This is a genomic window from Stenoxybacter acetivorans DSM 19021 (genome assembly GCF_000745895.1).
In the GTDB taxonomy this organism is placed as follows: Bacteria; Pseudomonadota; Gammaproteobacteria; order Burkholderiales; family Neisseriaceae; genus Stenoxybacter; species Stenoxybacter acetivorans.
In genome coordinates, this window is sequence record NZ_JQKE01000012.1 from 44307 (window position 1) to 62448 (window position 18142).

Annotated in this window: 17 protein-coding genes and 2 tRNA genes; 14 read left to right on the top strand and 5 right to left on the bottom strand. The window is 45.9% G+C overall.

Annotation, left to right across the window (positions count from 1 at the left end):
* Window positions 1–126 precede the first annotated feature (126 nt).
* The 6 genes from Q384_RS01715 (at window position 127) to pheT (ending at window position 7394) form a co-directional block, all read left to right on the top strand.
* Window positions 127–1023: a matrixin family metalloprotease gene (locus tag Q384_RS01715; RefSeq protein WP_037585566.1), complete on the top strand. Its 897-nt coding sequence runs from the start codon at window positions 127–129 to the stop codon at window positions 1021–1023.
* 128 nt (window positions 1024–1151) lie between these two features.
* Entirely contained in the window at window positions 1152–3035 is a 1884-nt protein-coding gene (mnmG, locus tag Q384_RS01720) for a tRNA uridine-5-carboxymethylaminomethyl(34) synthesis enzyme MnmG (RefSeq protein WP_037585567.1), read from the top strand.
* The gene (locus Q384_RS01725; protein WP_037585569.1) at window positions 3032–3517 is read left to right on the top strand and encodes a hypothetical protein; all 486 of its coding nucleotides are present in this window, start codon (window positions 3032–3034) and stop codon (window positions 3515–3517) included. Before mnmG ends, Q384_RS01725 begins: the two co-directional genes overlap by 4 nt.
* Window positions 3518–3557: 40 nt before the next feature.
* Entirely contained in the window at window positions 3558–4106 is a 549-nt protein-coding gene (locus tag Q384_RS01730; RefSeq protein WP_037585570.1) for a hypothetical protein, read from the top strand.
* A 280-nt stretch (window positions 4107–4386) separates the two neighbouring features.
* Entirely contained in the window at window positions 4387–4953 is a 567-nt protein-coding gene (locus Q384_RS01735; protein ID WP_037585571.1) for a hypothetical protein, read from the top strand.
* Between the two features lie 80 nt (window positions 4954–5033).
* Complete coding sequence (gene pheT / locus Q384_RS01740) at window positions 5034–7394, top strand: phenylalanine--tRNA ligase subunit beta (protein WP_037585572.1); 2361 nt, start codon at window positions 5034–5036, stop codon at window positions 7392–7394.
* A gap of 289 nt (window positions 7395–7683) precedes the next feature.
* On the opposite strand, the gene Q384_RS01745 is transcribed toward pheT, so the two are convergent.
* Complete coding sequence (locus Q384_RS01745) at window positions 7684–8346, bottom strand: plasmid pRiA4b ORF-3 family protein (protein ID WP_037585573.1); 663 nt, start codon at window positions 8344–8346, stop codon at window positions 7684–7686.
* A gap of 129 nt (window positions 8347–8475) precedes the next feature.
* Here Q384_RS01745 and Q384_RS01750 point away from each other — a divergent pair, with 129 nt between their 5' ends.
* Entirely contained in the window at window positions 8476–9909 is a 1434-nt protein-coding gene (locus Q384_RS01750; protein ID WP_037585574.1) for an ATP-binding cassette domain-containing protein, read from the top strand.
* 180 nt (window positions 9910–10089) lie between these two features.
* Here Q384_RS01750 and Q384_RS01755 read toward each other — a convergent pair.
* The 4 genes from Q384_RS01755 to Q384_RS01770 form a co-directional block, all read right to left on the bottom strand.
* Window positions 10090–10165: transfer RNA gene (locus tag Q384_RS01755), tRNA-Thr, on the bottom strand.
* A 49-nt stretch (window positions 10166–10214) separates the two neighbouring features.
* A tRNA-Phe gene (locus Q384_RS01760) sits at window positions 10215–10290 on the bottom strand.
* A 116-nt stretch (window positions 10291–10406) separates the two neighbouring features.
* On the bottom strand, window positions 10407–10799 hold the full coding sequence (rsfS, locus tag Q384_RS01765; protein ID WP_037585575.1) for a ribosome silencing factor: 393 nt from the start codon (window positions 10797–10799) through the stop codon (window positions 10407–10409).
* 38 nt (window positions 10800–10837) lie between these two features.
* A complete protein-coding gene (locus tag Q384_RS01770) occupies window positions 10838–11710 on the bottom strand; it encodes a lipid A biosynthesis lauroyl acyltransferase (protein WP_037585576.1) in 873 nt (290 codons plus the stop codon).
* Between the two features lie 302 nt (window positions 11711–12012).
* Here Q384_RS01770 and Q384_RS13075 point away from each other — a divergent pair, with 302 nt between their 5' ends.
* From Q384_RS13075 to Q384_RS01800, 7 genes are all read left to right on the top strand, one after another.
* Window positions 12013–12183, top strand: a complete 171-nt coding sequence (locus Q384_RS13075) for a hypothetical protein (protein WP_156956391.1) — start codon at window positions 12013–12015, stop codon at window positions 12181–12183.
* A gap of 110 nt (window positions 12184–12293) precedes the next feature.
* On the top strand, window positions 12294–12473 hold the full coding sequence (locus Q384_RS01775; RefSeq protein ID WP_037585577.1) for a hypothetical protein: 180 nt from the start codon (window positions 12294–12296) through the stop codon (window positions 12471–12473).
* 372 nt (window positions 12474–12845) lie between these two features.
* Window positions 12846–14252: a mechanosensitive ion channel family protein gene (locus Q384_RS01780; protein ID WP_156956392.1), complete on the top strand. Its 1407-nt coding sequence runs from the start codon at window positions 12846–12848 to the stop codon at window positions 14250–14252.
* Between the two features lie 288 nt (window positions 14253–14540).
* Window positions 14541–14912: a 30S ribosomal protein S12 gene (gene rpsL, locus Q384_RS01785; protein WP_037585578.1), complete on the top strand. Its 372-nt coding sequence runs from the start codon at window positions 14541–14543 to the stop codon at window positions 14910–14912.
* 110 nt (window positions 14913–15022) lie between these two features.
* Window positions 15023–15493 carry a 30S ribosomal protein S7 gene (gene rpsG, locus Q384_RS01790; protein ID WP_037585581.1) on the top strand — a complete coding sequence of 157 codons (471 nt, stop codon included), beginning with the start codon at window positions 15023–15025 and terminating at the stop codon, window positions 15491–15493.
* Between the two features lie 18 nt (window positions 15494–15511).
* On the top strand, window positions 15512–17614 hold the full coding sequence (gene fusA, locus Q384_RS01795) for an elongation factor G (RefSeq protein ID WP_037585582.1): 2103 nt from the start codon (window positions 15512–15514) through the stop codon (window positions 17612–17614).
* Between the two features lie 77 nt (window positions 17615–17691).
* Window positions 17692–18142: GTP-binding protein (locus Q384_RS01800; protein WP_037585583.1), on the top strand; the 451-nt coding region annotated here is incomplete at its 3' end.

Here is an 18142-nt window from a genome sequence, read left to right on the forward strand (position 1 = left end):
AGGCAGCTGTTTTGCAAAACACCAAATAATACCATTTGATTTGAATAAAACAGGTAAGTTTGTGAGAAAATGCCACAATGTACTGCCGGATATTTTAACCATAACAATTTGTATTTGATAAATATTATGATGCGAACCTTACTGATTATTTTAACTTTGTGTATTGGCTGGCTGCTGTTTGGTGAATCACCTGCCGTGAAAAAATTAACCGACAAACTGCCGTTTGGTCATTGCAGCCGCCCTTTGGTTTTTCATTTGGGTGGCCTTGATTCACGTTTTGAGCTGGATGCGGGTCATGCCGAAGCAATCTTGCAGGAAGCCGCGGAAAAGTGGAATAGGGCGGCGGGTAAGGAAATATTGAAATTTGATGCGGCAAAAGGATTTCCGGTTAATTTCGTTTTTGATCAGCGTCAGCAAAGCATGATGGCACTGAAACGCAGTGTGGCAAACCTCAATGAGATGCGTTTGCAGCTGGAGTTTAAAAAACAAGTGTTGCAGCAAGAAATTGATGTTTATGAAGAGCGGCGCAATGATTATCAGCAAGAAGTTACTGATTTTAATAGTCAAGTTTCGGCATTTAACCGTGCTTATCAGCACGATGACGCAGAAGCGGGGCGTTTGCGCTATCAGGCAGACAGCTTGAAAATCAAGCAAGCAAATCTAAATGATCAGCACAGCCAATTGGATACGCAAAAATTCCAACTTCAAATGGACGCAGATACATTCAACCAAATGGTGCAGCAGCACAACCAGCAATATGGCGGTGAGCAGGAATTTACTCAGCGCGGCGTATATAAACAAAACGGCAGCGATAAACGCGTTGAAATTTACCAATTCAATGACGACAACGATTTATTGCTGGTTGCCGTTCACGAACTGGGACACGCCTTGGGTCTTGAGCATTTACCGGCCGAGCACAATATTATGAGTGCCAGCCACAATTACAGTGTTGAAGAAAACAGCACCGAGCCGCAATTAACAGCCGATGACGTTGCCGCCGTGAAAGCGGTTTGCCGTTTGTGATTCGATTTTCAAGACAACACGGGTTTCAGGCAGCCTGACAATCAATGCACATTCGCGTAAAATGATGCCGTTTTGCCGCAAATACAGACGTTGTTTGCGGCTGTATTTCTTTTATTGACAGAAAAATAATGAATTACCCCACTTTGTACGACGTAATTGTTGTCGGCGGCGGACACGCCGGTACTGAAGCGGCTTTGGCGGCAGCACGCATGGGCGCGAAAACACTGCTGCTCACCCACAACATTGAAACACTGGGTCAAATGTCATGCAACCCGTCCATTGGTGGCATCGGCAAAGGGCATTTGGTGCGCGAAACCGATGCCTTGGGCGGTGCGATGGCATTGGCGGCGGATTATGCGGGAATTCAGTTTCGCCGTTTAAATGCTTCTAAAGGCGCGGCGGTGCGTGCCACACGCGCCCAAGCCGACCGTCTGTTGTATAAAACCGCCATTCGCCAAATGCTGGAAAATCAGGAAAATTTGGATTTGTTTCAGCAGCAAGTGGAAGACATTGTGGTTTCAGGTAGCCGAGTGTGCGGTGTAAAGACGGCAATGGGCGTTACTTTTCGCGCGCGCGCGGTGGTGCTGACTGCGGGCACATTCTTGGCAGGCAAAATCCACATCGGTATGGAAAATTATGCGGGCGGACGGGCGGGCGACCCTGCGGCGCAAAGATTATCAGGCTGCCTGAAAGAATTAAACTTGCCGCAGGCGCGTTTAAAAACGGGAACGCCGCCGCGCATTGACGGGCGCAGCATTGATTTTACCCGTTTACAGGAACAACCCGGCGACACGCCAACGCCGGTGTTTTCTGTGCGCGGCAGTCAAGCCATACACCCGCGCCAGATTTCTTGCTGGATCACCCACACCAATGAACACACGCACGATATTATCCGCGCCGGTTTTGACCGCAGCCCGCTGTTTACCGGAAAAATCGAAGGCGTCGGTCCGCGTTATTGCCCGTCGATTGAAGACAAAGTCAATCGCTTTGCCGACAAAGACAGCCACCAGATTTTTCTGGAACCGGAGGGTTTGACCACCCATGAATATTATCCCAACGGTATTTCCACGAGTTTACCGTTTGATGTTCAATTGGATTTGGTGCATTCCATGCACGGTTTGGAGAACGCCCATATTTTGCGTCCGGGCTATGCCATTGAATATGACTATTTTGATCCGCGCAACTTAAAAGCCAGTTTAGAAACCAAAACCATCAGCGGTTTGTTTTTTGCAGGACAAATTAACGGCACAACGGGTTATGAAGAAGCGGCGGCACAAGGCTTATTGGCTGGTGCGAATGCGGTGCAATATGTACGCGAACAAGAGCCGCTGATTTTACGCCGCGAGCAAGCCTATCTGGGCGTATTGGTTGATGATTTAATTACCAAAGGTGTGAACGAACCTTATCGCATGTTCACCAGCCGCGCCGAATATCGCTTGCAATTGCGTGAAGACAACGCCGACATGCGTTTAACCGAATTGGGTTATCGCTTGGGTTTGGTGAGCGAAGCGCAATGGCGGCTGTTTGAACAAAAGCGCGAAACGGTGGAACAAGAAATTCAACGCTTGCGCAATACTTGGTTCACGCCGCAAAACTTGGCAGAAAGCGAACAAATTCGCGTGTTGGGGCAAAAATTGACTAAAGAAGCCAGTCTGCATGATTTACTGCGCCGCCCCAACGTCAATTATGTTGGTTTAATGACTTTACCCAATGCCCAAACGGCTGAATTGGACGAAGAAGTTGCAGAACAGGTAGAAATTCAAGTTAAATATCAAGGTTATATTGAGCGGCAAAACGAAGAAATTAACCGCCGTGCCGATTTAGAACACCTTCGGCTGCCTGAAAACATGGATTACGCTCAAGTTAAGGGCTTATCGGCAGAAGTACAGCAAAAACTCAATCAACACCGCCCCGAAACTGTAGGACAAGCCGCCAGAATTTCTGGCATTACCCCTGCGGCGGTGGCGTTGCTGATGGTGCATGTGAAGCGAGGATTTGGCGGTATAAAATGAACAATAAGATACAAGGAACAACATCGTTCTCTTATTCAAAAATAGAGCGGCGGCTAAAAAATATATTGTTATTTGCCTGCTATGCGACATCATTTTGGTGGTGTATTGATAATGGGGGAGGTGTGATTTTTAGCTTACTTGTGTCAATTGTTCATGCCATGATACTGATTTTTCCTGCTGTTCCTTATTCGATGGTTGGTGTTCGCGCGGCGGCAATGTCAGGTGTATTGCTGGTGTCATTGGCAGGTATTTTTTTTCTTTTTTGGAATGCCGATGAAGAAACTTATAAGTGGTTTCTAATCTGGTTTTATGGTTTGTCACTGCTGCCGGTAGCAATAATCAATTTTTGTGGTGCATTTGTGCTGAAAAACAGTGTATTTAATCAAGCAGAGACCCCCGCAATACAAATAACTGCGATTACCGCTGTGCTTACGGTGCTTGTTCTGCTTTCAGTCCTCCTCTATTTGCATAATTTAGGCTGATGAATAAGTTTCTTTGTTGTTGATAATCATGGAGGTAAATATGCCTGCGGTTAAGATAAAAGAAGAAATAAGTAACAAAGATTATTCAAAAGCGGAAAAACGTTGCGCCATTACCTTGATACTTATTTGTTTTATTCTGGTGCTGATATATCCATTAATTGCCGCTATTGTTAGTGAAGATTATATTTTGGATAGTAATTATTCGGTATATTTGTCTGCGGCTATGTGGGAGGTTTTATTTATCCTGCTGCCTGTTGTACCCATGATTATTCTTCGACCGGTAGCGGTGTCTGCTGAGGCTATTGTTTCTATTGGTTGGTTTTCTTTGTGGCACTGGTATTTAATCGTTACGCCAAATGATGGATCTGGTTTTATGATGCTACTGTTTGATATCATCCCTGCTGTGCTGTCCGCTGTATTAAATTTAATTTTTTCGATTGTGGTTTATCGGCAGTTGTTTAGAAATGAATTCAATCGATCCTCTGCTGCCATTGCGGCGGCGATATATGCCGTTTGGTCGGTATTGTCGTTTGCTGTGTCATACTTATTGGTACAAGTTGTCCTTTTGGTGGTGGATCGGTTTTTCTGATTTTGTATCCCTGTTGTATTGTCCGCTGTATTGAATTTAATTTTTTCGATTGTGGTTTATTGGCTGTCATTAAGGAGTGAATTTAATCAGTTCTCTGCTGCCATTACGGCGGCGATATCATATGTTGTTTGGGCAGTATTGTCGTTTACTGTGTCGTATTCATTGGTGCAGTTTATCCTTAGAAGTTTAAGGGTAAATTAAAAATATAAATAAAAAGTTGGTGTTGTTGTACAATTTCCCAGTCGCTGCTGCTTATATGCTTGTAAGCATGGAGGTGAATATGTCTGTGGTTAAGATAAAAGAAGAAACAAGTAATATTGTTTATTCAAAAGCGGAAAAGCGTTGTGCCATTGCTTTAGTGCTTATTTGTTTTATTCTGATACTGGAGTTTCCATTAATTGTCGCTGTTATCAGTGGTAAAGGTTATTTGTTAGAAGATAGTTATTCTTTCTCTCTGGGCGGTCTGCGTTATGCACCATTTATTTTTCTGCCAGCTGTGCCAATGCTGATTCTTCGGCCGGCAGCGGTATCTGCCGGAGTAGTTCTTTCCGTTTGTTGGCTTTTTTTATGGGGGTTTTTTCTATTTGTTAGACCAATCGGCGAAAGGGCTGATTTTCTGATTATATTATTTTATATCATTACAACGGTGTTATCAGCTTTATTGAATTTAATTTTTTCGATAATATCTCGTTTGTCATTGAACAAAGAGGCTAAATACAATCAATCTCCTATTTCTGCTATTTTGGCAACAACAGGGTATGCGGTATGGATGGTATTTTCATTTTGGGTATCGTATTTGTTGATTTCGGTAATACTGGAGACTTATCATATTTATTCATTTCAGTAATACTATGAATACTTTGATAATAGTAGAATTATCTTTTAAAAATTTAAATAATTAAAATATAAATAAAAACTGGAGTTTTTATGCAATTTTCCTATCACTGGCTGAACACTTGGGTAAACCCAAATCTTTCTGCCGACGAATTAGCACATCTGCTTACCATGGCGGGTTTGGAAGTAGAAGAAACCGCTCCTGCCGCACCCGAGTTTTCGGGTGTGGTGGTGGCGGAGGTGAAATCCGTTGCCAAACACCCTGATGCCGACCGCTTGAACATCACCCAAGTTGATGCCGGTACGGGTGAGTTGATTCAGATTGTGTGCGGCGCGCCCAATGTGGCGGCGGGCGTGAAAGTGCCGTGTGCTTTGCCGAGTGCGGTGTTGCCGGGTAACTTTAAAATCAAGCCCACCAAGATGCGCGGACAAGTGTCAAACGGCATGTTGTGTTCTGCCAAAGAACTTGGGCTGCCTGAAAACGAAGACGGTTTGCTGTTATTGCCGTCTGATGCGCCGATTGGGCAGAATATCCGTGATTATTTGGATTTGGACGACACCCTGTTTACGCTGAAAATCACCCCAAATCGTGCCGATTGTTTGAGTATCAAAGGCATTGCCCGCGAAGTGGGTGCGCTGACGCAGCAAGCGGTAACGCCTGTTGTGATGACAGCGGCAGCGGCGGATATTAACGACACGCAAGCCATTCGTATTGATGCACCCGCCGATTGCGGCCGTTTTCTGATCCGTGTGATTAAAGGTGTGAACGCACGGGCGCAAACGCCGCTGTGGCTGCGTCAACGGCTGGCGGGCAGCGGTGTGCGCAGCATCAGTGCATTGGTGGACATCGGCAATTATGTGATGTTGGAATTGGGTCAGCCGATGCACGTATTTGATGCAGACAAACTTTCAGGCAGCCTGATTGTGCGCCGTGCGGAAAACGGCGAAACGCTGGTGTGTTTAAATGATAAAACCGTTATTTTACAAGACAATACTTTGGTGGTTGCCGATGAAGCGCAAGTCTTGAGTATGGCGGGTTTAATGGGCGGCGCGGCAAGCGCGGTCAATGAAGATACCGAAAACGTGGTTTTGGAATGTGCGTGGTTTGTGCCCGACATTATTGCGGGCAAATCGCGTCAATACGGTTTTGGTTCAGATTCCTCATTTCGTTATGAGCGCGGTGTGGACAGCACATTACAGCGCGAAGCCATTGAACGGGCAACGGCTTTGATTGTTGATGTTTGCGGCGGTAAAGTCGGTGAAATCAGTGAGGCATTGGGTGAATTGCCTGCTGCGCGTCAGGTATCGGTGCGCTTATCACGCGCTGAAAAAATATTGGGCGTATCCCTTAAAGCAGAGCAAGTTGAAGCCATTTTGCGTCATTTGGGTTTACAGCCGAAAGCAGCGGCAGACGGCTTTGTGGTTACCGCGCCGGGTTTTCGTTTTGACATCGCCGTTGAAGAAGATTTAATCGAAGAAATCGGCAGAGTATATGGTTACGAAAATATTCCCGATGATTACACTGCCGGGCAATTGTCAATGATTGGGCTGCCTGAAACCCAAAAACCGCGGGCTGCCGTTTATCAGCAGCTGGCGCAGCGCGGCTATCAAGAAGTGGTGAATTACGCCTTTGTTGATGAGACGTGGGAGCGGGATTTTGCTGCCAATGCCGATCCGATTCGCTTGCAAAACCCGATTGCGAGTCAAATGAGTGTGATGCGTTCTACATTAATCGGCGGCTTAATCCAAACCCTGCAATACAATCTCAACCGAAAACACAGCCGTGTCCGCGTGTTTGAAATTGCCCGCGTATTTCGTAAACAAGCGGGTGGTGAATATGTGCAAACCGAAAAAGCGGCAGGCTTGGCATATGGTTTGGCGTTGCCTGAGCAATGGGCGGAAAAAAGCCGCAATATTGATTTTTACGATGTGAAAGCCGATGTGGCTGCCTTACTTAATCATGCCGCAGTCGTTTGCCGTCCGATACAGCACCCTGCCTTACACCCGGGGCGCGCCGCTGAGCTGTTGGTGAACAATCAAGTGGTTGGTGTGCTGGGCGAATTACACCCGCAATGGTTGCAGCAATACGATTTGCCGCAAGCGCCGATTGTGTTTGAAATTGATTTAAATGCGGTGCTGCAAAGCGCACCGGTGCATTGTCAAACCGTATCCAAATTCCAGCCGGTACGCCGTGATTTGGCGTTTGTGCTGCCTGAAAATATACCCGCAGGGCAACTACTGGCTGCTTTGCGCGGTGCGGCAGATAAGCGTGTTCGCTGTATTGATGTTTTTGACGTATATCGCGGTGCAGGCATTGAAGAAGGCATGAAAAGCATGGCAGTGAGCGTGATTGTGCAAGACGATGAAACCACGCTGACCGATGAATCGGTTGATGCTTTTGTGCAGCAATTGATTCAGGCAGCCCAAAACACGGGTGCAAAATTGCGCTCATGATTTCCGTTTTGTTTTATGCGGCTTCGGCTTAAAATAAACGCGATTATTTATCTGCTTGTTTATTTTAAACGGTATGGGTAAATATTTGTGTGCGGTTTTTTCAAAAATTAAGACGAGTGAGTATAAATACTGAGTGAAATTAAAGAGATTCTTTATAACGAGTAAAAAGCGGCAATCCGGCTGTTACTGTGCTGAGCAGTTTTTATCCGGATTGCTTCGCTGATTCTTACAATGAGGGCAATGGTGTTATTATTTGAATTGCTCGTTGTTTGACCATCTTTTCAATTACCTATTGACGCAACAGTTTTGGTAAATCTGCTTCATAATGGGTTTTTAGTATTTCAATATTCTCTTGTATGTTTTTGTTGTGTTCATCTTTATCAAACTGCATGAAATAAGAATCGATTGATGCCCAATTGATTTTTGTCATATCCAGATACACACTGAGGTATTCGCGTGCGTCTTCATCACCTTGTTTGGCATTTTCCAGTAATTCTTCCATGTCCCATGTACCGCCGCAATCTTCGATAATACCCCAACCTTTGCCTTCTGACACCATCGGAAAATCCTGCAGCGCGGCTTCACGCTCTTCTGCACTTTCCAATTTCAGCAATACTTGCCAATCATCGCCGAAATCGTAGCAAAAGGTCAGTTGCCAATTGTCGGCACGTTCGATTTCGCGCAGCGTAATTTGGTCAGCACGGAAGTATTCTTCATTATCAAAAATATCTTCATCAGGGTCATAAGGCAATTGGTAACGCGGTGGGTTGGCTGATTCCTGTAAAATTTCATTAACCGAAAATAAGTGTGAGCCGTTCATATTGAATAAGCTCATTAAGGTATAAGCCAGCTCTGCCACGGTTTTGCCACTGTCAATTTCAAAACGCCGCCACGTTGGCGAGCAATAATCAAGTAATTGAGCATGAAAGCGATAAACACGAATAGTATCCATATTTTTGTCTCCACTTGAAAATTATATTGTTTGATTATAACGCGGTTACGATTGATTATGCTACAGTACAGGAACGCCGTGTTTTTGGTTTCGGCATGATTGCCGCGCCCTTGCAATGGAGGTGATTTGATGCATAAACCCATTGTGTTAGAACAAATTGGTTTGCATTACCCCAATAAAATTTGTTTTGAAGATTTCAGCACCACCATTCGCAATGGAATGCGTATTGCCGTTATCGGAGACAATGGCGCGGGTAAATCATCGCTTTTGCGCATCATTCAAGGCGATATTGAGCCAAGCGAGGGCGAGGTTCACCGAAGCGGCGAAGTGGTTTTCGGACGAGTGCCGCAGTTGATAAGCGAATATGCACAAATCAGCGGTGCAGAGCGGTTTCATCGGGTGTTCAGCGCGGCATTGGCGGCAGAGCCCGATATTTTGCTGCTGGACGAACCCACCAATCATTTGGATCGAAAAAACCGCCAATCGCTGATGAGAATGTTAAACGGCTATATTGGTACGCTGATTGTGGTTTCGCACGATGAAGAACTGCTGCGTACATGTGTGGATACACTGTGGCACATTGACAACGGTACAGTCCGTGTTTTTCACGGGCAATACGATGACTACCAAAACACACTGAGTCAGGAACATGTCGCAATCAGGCGTGAATTGGGCAGTCTGCGCCGAGAAAAACAAGCGGCGCATCAGGCGTTGATGAAAGAGCAAGAACGGGCGGCAAAAAGTAAAAAACACGGTGAAAAAATGGTGGCAAACAAGCGGTGGCTGCCGGCTGTGGGTGATTTAAAGCAAAATGCTGCCGAAAAAGCGGGCGGTAAAAACAACAATCAATTGAATGATAAAAGGCATGCCCTAAACGAGCGGTTATCCGCTGTGCGGCTGCCTGAAACCGTAACACCCAAATTTTCACTCACGGCAAAAGAGATTGGCAGCAAAATGCTGGTGTCGGTGATTGACGGCAGCGTTGCCCGTGAGGATCGGCTGATTTTGCAAAACATCAATCTGTCTTTATCCGGCGGGGAACGGCTGGGCATCGGCGGCAGCAATGGTTCGGGCAAAAGCACATTATTCCAAGCCTTATTAAACAGCCCTGACATGACACGAGGCGGCGTATGGCACACACCGAGCAACAATGATGTGGGTTATCTGGACCAGCATTACCGAGATTTAGACGACAATAAAACCGTATTGGAAACCATCAGCGAAGTGCTTCCTCAATACAGTCATCAAGAAATCCGATTATTTTTGAATGATTTTTTATTCCGCCGTAACGAAGAAGTGCAGCGGAAAAATCAATATTTATCCGGCGGCGAACGGGCGCGGCTGTCGTTGGCTTTGTTGGCGGCAAAAACACCGAAATTGTTGTTATTGGATGAAATCAGCAATAATCTTGATTTGACAACACAAAATCATGTGATTCAAGTATTAAATGCCTATCCGGGCGCGATGCTGGTGATTTCCCACAATGCCGATTTTTTAAAGGCAATCGGCATTAGCCAATGCGTGGATTTAGATGCACATCAAGCACACCTTAAAAGGCAGTAAACTGCAATATAGAGATTGAGAATTTTGATTGGTGCAATTGGCGGGCGCAGATTATGAATACTTGCAGAAAATCAATGCAGATTGATGTCAGCGCGGCGCAAATTCGGCACAGGTGAGATATCGTCAATATTGTATGGGCAAAAAAATAAGCCAACCAAATGATTGACTTAATTTTTATTTTGGTGCCGGCACCAAGAGTCGAACTCGGGACCTTCTGATTACAAGTCAGCTGCTCTACCAACTGAGCTATACCGGCTCAAATTTTAAATATTGAGCAATGCGTTCATTACTCAATTGGGTGTAAATGGTGGCCAGAGGCGGGATCGAACCGCCGACACACGGATTTTCAGTCCGTTGCTCTACCGACTGAGCTATCTGGCCGAATTAAGTTCGCTATTAAAACAAAAAAATAATCTTTTGGCAAGGGTTTCAGAATATTTTTTTTGCTTTATTGGTGGCAAAGACTGTTTTGAAACACTTTCAGGCAGCTTTTGTCATTAGTCTGCTGCGTGCCACGGTTTGGCGGCATTGTTGGGTGAAGACGGTTTTTCGCCGCCCCACAGTGCCTCAATGTCGTAATAATCGCGTACTGCGGGCTGCATTACGTGAATCACAACATCGCCCGCGTCCACCAACGCCCATTCTCCGCTTTCCAGCCCTTCGGTACTGAGAATGTCAAAACCGGCGGCTTTTAAATCCACCGCCACATTATTGACCAATGCTTTCACTTGGCGTGTGCTGTCGCCGCTGGCAATAATCATGCGTGAAAATAATGGTGTGTGTTTCGCCGTATCCAATACCAAAATGTCTTTGGCTTTGATGTCTTCTAAAGCGGCAACGGCAATGGCTACCATTTGCGCTAAGTTTGTTTCAGCAGTTTGTTGAGTCATGTATTTAAATCCTTATGGAAATATATTAAATGAATGGTTTAATAAAAAGAATGCTCACCTTCAGGGCGCGTTTTAAAACGCTTATGCAGCCAATAATACTGTGCCGGCATTTCACGAATTCGAGCTTCAATGAAGTCGTTCATGCGCTGTGTATCGGCGGCGGCATCTTTACTCGGAAACGCGTCCCAAGGCGGGTAAAAGCGCAGTGTTACCAAGCCGTCTGCATGACGCATGGGAATGGCAGGGATAATTTTTGCGCCGGTTAGGGCGGCAATGCGGCTTAAACCGGTAATGGTGGCGGTGGGAATGCCGAAAAAATGAACAAATATTGATTCTTTGCGCCCAAAATCTTGGTCGGGCAGGTATAAAAATGGTGCAGCCGACGCTTTGATTTGCTTGATAATGGCACGCAAACCGTCGTTTCGCCCCAGTAAAAACACATTATGATAACGATGCCGCCCTTTTAAAATTTGTGCGTCTAAGGTTGGATTCTTTTGGTGCGAATACATACTGATGAGCGGCACGTCTTGATTTAAGGCATATACCGCCGCTTCAAACGCGGTAAAGTGCGGATACAGTAAAATCACTTTTTCGCCGTTGTTTAAAGCATCGTCCAAATGGTGTTTGTCTTGATAGCGCACCATTTTTTTTAAACGTGTGGCACTGCCGTACCAATAGACACCATATTCCAATACCAACATTGCCATGTGGATAAAATGCTGTTTCAGCAAATTGCGGCGTTGTTTTTCTGTCCATTCGGGGAAACACAATCCGAGATTAGTCAAGCCGATTTTGCGGCGCGGGGTTACGGCATAATAAGCAAGCCGCCCCAATCCTTGTGCCAATAGGTGAATCAGGCGCAAGGGCAGGAAGTGCAAACAGTACAAAAAGAAAAAAGCCAATTTTGTCATACAAATAGCCCAACAATTTTTCAGGCAGCCTGTTGTTGGTAAACAGGCTGCCTGAAAATAAAAAATTACCGTGAAAACGGGCGACTATTGTACACGACACCCGCTGTATGTGGGGCTTCTGATTTTTTTATGGTTGTTTCTATTATTATTACATTGATTTTAAATGATTTAATTCCTTGTCTGGGAAGGTTGGTGTGGGTAAAATGGACAGGTGCGGGCAATGCGGCTGCTTTGTTCTGATTCCGATATTTCACTGCTCGGCGGGAAAATGGCAGGCTGAATGAAATGAAAGAGATATTGCCATGAAAATTTATGAAATGTGGATTGGGAAAAAGGAAAACCAAAAAATTAATCCTATTGTGTTTGTCATGCGCTTTGTGTGTTTTCTTATCTGTTTGCTTATTGCTTGGGCGGTACCGTTGGTTATTGTTTGGGTGGTGGTGTCCCATTTAATATCTAAATTATTAAATTAATTTTATATTGCCAATTTAATTATTGCCAATTTAATTTCAAAATCATTAAACCTGTCCTTTGGGACAGGTTTTTTTATGGTTGGATGTTATGGCAAATGCGGCTTCTTTAAGTGTGTCGTTGGGTATGCGCTCTGCTGAATCAGGCTTCTGCGCAGTTTTCGCTGAAGCTGAACGGCTGCTATAAACGTGTTGGTAACAGCCTTATCGGCACGGGTGATAAAAAAATCCAAGGCATGGTGCAAAGCTCGAAGCGGCTGGGCGAGGCTGAAAAAAAATTAAAACAAGAGTGAAAAACAGTGGGGTTCATCTTTACTGATTTTGCCGAAAAAAATAAATAAACCCATTACCTCAGCTGCAACCGAAATATCGTCACTTCGGTAATTTTTGTTAGAATAAGGCGGGATTAAACATAAGAACCTATGTTCAATAATATTTAAGAACCAATATTCAAAAAATTCTTAATAAAATCATATGGCGTATAATTAGCAGATAAACCAAGATAGTAGGTAATCCTTTATGTACCCGAGTGATTTGACAGATAGCCAATGGGCGATGATTGAGTCGTTTTTTGACATCATATGATTTTATTAAGAATTTTTTTGAACATGGGTTCTAAATTTGCAGTTGAGCATTTTATTTTTAAGTAAGAAAGAAAAAACAGCATGGCTGATTTGTCAGAACAAAAAGAACAATTATTGGCGCAAACCGAAGAGCATGTCAGTTCGTTTTTTGGTGATTTATTTGCGCGGCAACAATTGTTTTCTCATCTGCTGGAGCGCAATTTTCACAGCGTGAGCGGCTGGATTGAATTGGCGGTGTGCGCGGCGGTGTTGGTGTTGTCTTTTTATGCAGGCAAGCTTGTTATCCGCCGCTGGCTGTCTGCAAATAAAGAGTCCGTACGCTGGCCGTTTGTGTATCATTTGGCGCGCCTTTTGGTGTGGCCGGTGTTGTTGCTTGTTGGTGCGGTATTGTCCATTTATTTGTGGCGATTTACAGGGCATTTGGCTGCTTGGCTGCTGCTGTTGGCAATGGCGGCGCGTTGGATGATTTTTTTGCGCATCGCCGTGGCAATATTGCGTGAAGTATTTCCGGGTACATGGTTTAGCAGTGGTGTTGAGCGCGGATTATCCGGTGTGTTGTGGGTGGTTTTTGTGCTGTGGCTGGCAGGGGTGAGCGACAACATCATTCAAATACTGAAAAACACCACCATACCTTTGGGTTCAGAACCACTGAGTTTGTGGATGCTGATTACCGGTGTTATTTCAGTGTGTTTGGTGGTGATGGCGGCTCTGTGGCTGGCGCGGCTGATTGAAAAAAAATTGATGCAAACCACCCATTTGGATTTGAATTTGCGCTTGGTGTTGTCAAAAATTGTTAAAAGCGGGTTTGTGGCATTGGCTGTGGTGATTGCGTTGCCGATGGTGGGCATCAATTTAACTGTGCTGTCGGTGGTCGGTGGTGCATTAGGCGTGGGCGTGGGCTTTGGGTTACAAAAAATTGCCAGCACTTATATTTCCGGTTTTATTATTTTGGCAGATCATTCCATTCGTTTGGGCGACCGCTTAACCGTGAATAATTTTACCGGCTATGTTACCAAAATCACCTCGCGCTTTGTGGTGCTGCGCAACACCGCCAGCGGCACAGAAGCCTTAGTGCCGAATGATAATTTTATTTCGTCCACCGTTATCAATGAGTCATATACCAGCCAATCGCTGCAAAGCAGCGTTACTGTTCAGGTAGCCTATCAAACCGATTTGCCGCTGGCGATGAAGATTATGGAAGCGGCGGCGGCAAAGCAGGTGCGCGTGGCAAAGAATCCCGCGCCGGTGTGTTTTGTTACTGAATTTGCGGATTCGGGCATCAATCTGTATCTGAGTTTCTGGATAGACGACCCTGAGAATGGTTTTACCGGTCCGAAGTCGGGCATGCTGTTGGATATTTGGCGTGAATTTAACGCCAACGGTATTCAGTTCCCTTTTCCGCAGCGTGAAATCCGAATTTTAAACGATGAACAAAGTCCACTGTTTGCTCAGGTGGCAGTAAATAAATCCGAAAACGGGCAAGCTTAAAAAGTCATTCGGCAGTCTAATTAAACGACTTGGATTGTCCGAAGTTGCTGCGCGTGCGTGTGTTGTTGCTGATGACAAAAGGCTGCCTGAAAAATTTTCTTGTTTGCTTGCGGATTGCCGCAGCTTATCCGCACATAAATTTGTTTATGCAATAACGCAACAACCAGTGAGGATTAACAGCTCATTACCTTGACTAAGTTATTGCAAAACCGTTAAAATTCACCGATTAACTTGCCGACACAGCGTCGGTTTGTTTATTTTGTATTATCTCAACAGGAAAAGAGAAAAATGCCAACCATTAATCAATTGGTGCGGAAAGGGCGTACAGCTCCGGTTTACGTCAATAAAGTACCTGCTTTAGAGGCTTGTCCTCAAAAACGCGGCGTATGCACCCGTGTTTACACCACCACCCCGAAAAAACCAAATTCCGCTTTGCGTAAAGTATGTAAAGTGCGCTTAACCAATGGTTATGAAGTGATTTCATACATCGGCGGTGAAGGGCACAACTTGCAAGAACACAGCGTGGTATTGATTCGCGGCGGTCGTGTAAAAGACTTGCCGGGTGTGCGTTACCACACTGTACGCGGTTCTTTGGATACCGCCGGTGTGAAAGACCGCAAACAATCCCGTTCTAAATACGGTGCGAAACGTCCCAAATAATTTGTTTATCATGTTTCTGTCGGCGGCGGCAACAATGCCCTGTCGAGTAAGTGAATATTTTGATAAATATTCAAGGGCAAAAGCCCAACTGAATCATTAAAGGAATCGAAATGCCAAGACGCAGAGAAGTCCCCAAACGCGAAGTATTGCCTGATCCGAAATTCGGCAGCACTGATTTATCCAAATTCATGAACGTGCTGATGATTGACGGTAAAAAATCTGTTGCCGAGCGCATTGTTTATGGTGCACTGGCGCAAATTGAGAAAAAAACCGGCAAAGCCGCCATTGAAGTATTTAACGAAGCCATTGCCAACGCCAAACCGGTTGTGGAAGTAAAAAGCCGCCGCGTGGGCGGTGCTAACTACCAAGTTCCTGTTGAGGTACGTCCTTCACGCCGCATGGCATTGGCAATGCGCTGGGTGCGTGATGCAGCCCGCAAACGCGGCGAAAAATCCATGGACTTGCGTTTGGCAGGCGAATTGATTGACGCAGCCGAAGGCCGCGGCGGTGCATTGAAAAAACGCGAAGAAGTGCATCGTATGGCAGAAGCCAACAAAGCCTTCTCGCACTTCCGTTTCTAATTGTGAAAGGCGACTGTTGTGGCCCGTAAAACCCCTATCGAACAATATCGCAATATCGGTATTTCTGCCCATATTGATGCCGGCAAAACCACTACGTCTGAACGCATTTTGTTTTACACAGGCATGACCCACAAACTGGGTGAAGTGCATGACGGCGCAGCAACCACCGACTGGATGGAACAAGAACAAGAGCGTGGTATCACCATTACCTCCGCTGCGGTTACTACCTTCTGGAAAGGCATGGGCGGTCAGTTTAAAGAACACCGTTTCAACATCATTGACACCCCGGGACACGTGGATTTCACCATTGAGGTGGAACGCTCCATGCGTGTATTGGACGGCGGCGTTATGGTTTACTGCGCGGTGGGCGGCGTACAGCCGCAGTCTGAAACCGTGTGGCGTCAAGCCAATAAATACAAAGTGCCTCGTTTGGCGTTTGTGAATAAAATGGACCGTCAAGGCGCGAATTTTTTCCGCGTGGTTGAACAAATGAAAACCCGCTTGCGCGCCAATCCGGTGCCGGTGGTGATTCCGATTGGTGCGGAAGAACATTTCCAAGGCGTGGTGGATTTGCTGAAAATGCAAGCCATTATTTGGAATGAAGAAACCCAAGGTTTGACTTTTGAATACCAAGACATTCCGGCTGATTTGCAAGATTTGGCAGAAGAATGGCGCGAAAAAATGGTGGAAGCTGCCGCAGAAGCCAATGAAGAATTGATGGAAAAATACTTGGGCGGCGAAGCACTTTCTGAAGAAGAAATTGTGGCTGCTTTGCGCCAGCGTACCCTTGCCAACGAAATTCAACCGGTTCTGTGCGGTTCTGCCTTTAAAAACAAAGGTGTACAACGCATGTTGGACGCGGTTGTTGAATACTTGCCAAGCCCTGTGGATATTCCGCCGGTAGCCGGTGAAAACGACAAAGGCCAAACCGAAAGCCGCGAAGCCAGCGATGACGCGAAATTCTCCGCCTTGGCGTTTAAATTGATGAACGACAAATACGTGGGTCAATTAACCTTTATCCGCGTTTATTCCGGCGTATTGAAATCCGGCGACAGCGTGGTCAATTCGGTAAAAGGCACACGTGAACGCATTGGCCGCTTGGTGCAAATGAAAGCCAACGACCGTGATGAAATCGATGAAGTACGCGCCGGCGACATTGCCGCCGTTATCGGTTTGAAAGACGTTACCACCGGCGAAACCTTAAGTGCGGAAAATGCACCGATTATTCTGGAACGCATGGAATTTCCCGAACCCGTGATTCACGTTGCGGTTGAACCGAAAACCAAAGCCGACCAAGAAAAAATGGGCATTGCCTTAAACCGCTTGGCAAAAGAAGACCCGTCTTTCCGCGTGAAAACCGATGAAGAGTCCGGTCAAACCATTATTTCCGGTATGGGCGAATTGCACTTGGAAATCATTGTTGATCGCATGAAACGTGAATTCGGCGTGGAAGCCAATGTTGGCGCACCGCAAGTGGCGTATCGCGAAACCATTCGTAAAGCAGTGGAATCCGAAGCCAAACACATCAAACAATCCGGCGGTAAAGGTCAATATGGCCATGTGGTTATCAAAATGGAACCGATGGAACCCGGCGGCGCAGGCTACGAGTTTATCGATGAAATTAAAGGCGGCGTGATTCCGCGTGAATTCATTCCGTCTGTTGATAAAGGCATTAAAGATACCTTGTCCAATGGTATTTTGGCAGGCTACCCTGTGGTGGACGTGCGCGTTCGTTTAACTTTCGGTTCTTACCACGATGTGGACTCCTCGCAAATCGCGTTTGAGTTAGCCGCTTCCATGGCGTTCAAAGACGGTATGCGCAAAGCATCGCCGGCACTGTTAGAGCCGATTATGGCGGTGGAAGTGGAAACGCCGGAAGATTACATGGGTGATGTGATGGGCGACTTAAACCGTCGCCGCGGCATCGTATTGGGTATGGACGACGACGGCATCGGCGGTAAGAAAGTACGCGCTGAAGTGCCGCTGGCAGAAATGTTCGGCTATTCAACCGATCTGCGTTCTGCCACACAAGGTCGTGCCACTTATTCCATGGAATTTAAAAAATACGCCGAAGCACCTACGCACGTGGCTGAAAAAGTCATTGCCGATCGCAAAGGCTGATGTTGTTTTATCAGGCTGCCTGAAATTCAGGCAGCCACTGTTCTTTAATCGATCTTTACACTAAGGAAATAGCTATTATGGCTAAAGAAAAATTCGAGCGGAGCAAACCGCACGTAAACGTTGGCACCATCGGTCACGTTGACCATGGTAAAACCACACTCACTGCTGCATTAACCACTATTTTGTCTAAAAAATTCGGCGGTGCGGCAAAAGCCTACGATCAAATTGACAATGCCCCCGAAGAAAAAGCGCGCGGCATTACCATCAATACCTCACACGTTGAATACGAAACAGCCAACCGCCACTACGCACACGTAGATTGCCCGGGACACGCCGACTACGTAAAAAACATGATTACCGGTGCGGCGCAAATGGACGGCGCGATTTTGGTGGTTTCCGCTGCCGACGGTCCGATGCCGCAAACCCGCGAACACATCTTATTGGCACGTCAAGTGGGTGTACCCTACATCATCGTATTTATGAACAAATGCGATATGGTTGACGATGAAGAATTGTTGGAATTGGTGG

Excerpts from the sequence above, each read along its gene's own strand:
- Q384_RS01715 (WP_037585566.1), top strand. The coding sequence starts at position 127 with ATGATGCGAACCTTACTGATTATTTTAACTTTGTGTATTGGCTGGCTG.
- mnmG (WP_037585567.1), top strand. The coding sequence starts at position 1,152 with ATGAATTACCCCACTTTGTACGACGTAATTGTTGTCGGCGGCGGACAC.
- Q384_RS01725 (WP_037585569.1), top strand. The coding sequence starts at position 3,032 with ATGAACAATAAGATACAAGGAACAACATCGTTCTCTTATTCAAAAATA.
- Q384_RS01730 (WP_037585570.1), top strand. The coding sequence starts at position 3,558 with ATGCCTGCGGTTAAGATAAAAGAAGAAATAAGTAACAAAGATTATTCA.
- Q384_RS01735 (WP_037585571.1), top strand. The coding sequence starts at position 4,387 with ATGTCTGTGGTTAAGATAAAAGAAGAAACAAGTAATATTGTTTATTCA.
- pheT (WP_037585572.1), top strand. The coding sequence starts at position 5,034 with ATGCAATTTTCCTATCACTGGCTGAACACTTGGGTAAACCCAAATCTT.
- Q384_RS01745 (WP_037585573.1), bottom strand. The coding sequence starts at position 8,346 with ATGGATACTATTCGTGTTTATCGCTTTCATGCTCAATTACTTGATTAT.
- Q384_RS01750 (WP_037585574.1), top strand. The coding sequence starts at position 8,476 with ATGCATAAACCCATTGTGTTAGAACAAATTGGTTTGCATTACCCCAAT.
- rsfS (WP_037585575.1), bottom strand. The coding sequence starts at position 10,799 with ATGACTCAACAAACTGCTGAAACAAACTTAGCGCAAATGGTAGCCATT.
- Q384_RS01770 (WP_037585576.1), bottom strand. The coding sequence starts at position 11,710 with ATGACAAAATTGGCTTTTTTCTTTTTGTACTGTTTGCACTTCCTGCCC.
- Q384_RS13075 (WP_156956391.1), top strand. The coding sequence starts at position 12,013 with ATGAAAATTTATGAAATGTGGATTGGGAAAAAGGAAAACCAAAAAATT.
- Q384_RS01780 (WP_156956392.1), top strand. The coding sequence starts at position 12,846 with ATGGCTGATTTGTCAGAACAAAAAGAACAATTATTGGCGCAAACCGAA.
- rpsL (WP_037585578.1), top strand. The coding sequence starts at position 14,541 with ATGCCAACCATTAATCAATTGGTGCGGAAAGGGCGTACAGCTCCGGTT.
- rpsG (WP_037585581.1), top strand. The coding sequence starts at position 15,023 with ATGCCAAGACGCAGAGAAGTCCCCAAACGCGAAGTATTGCCTGATCCG.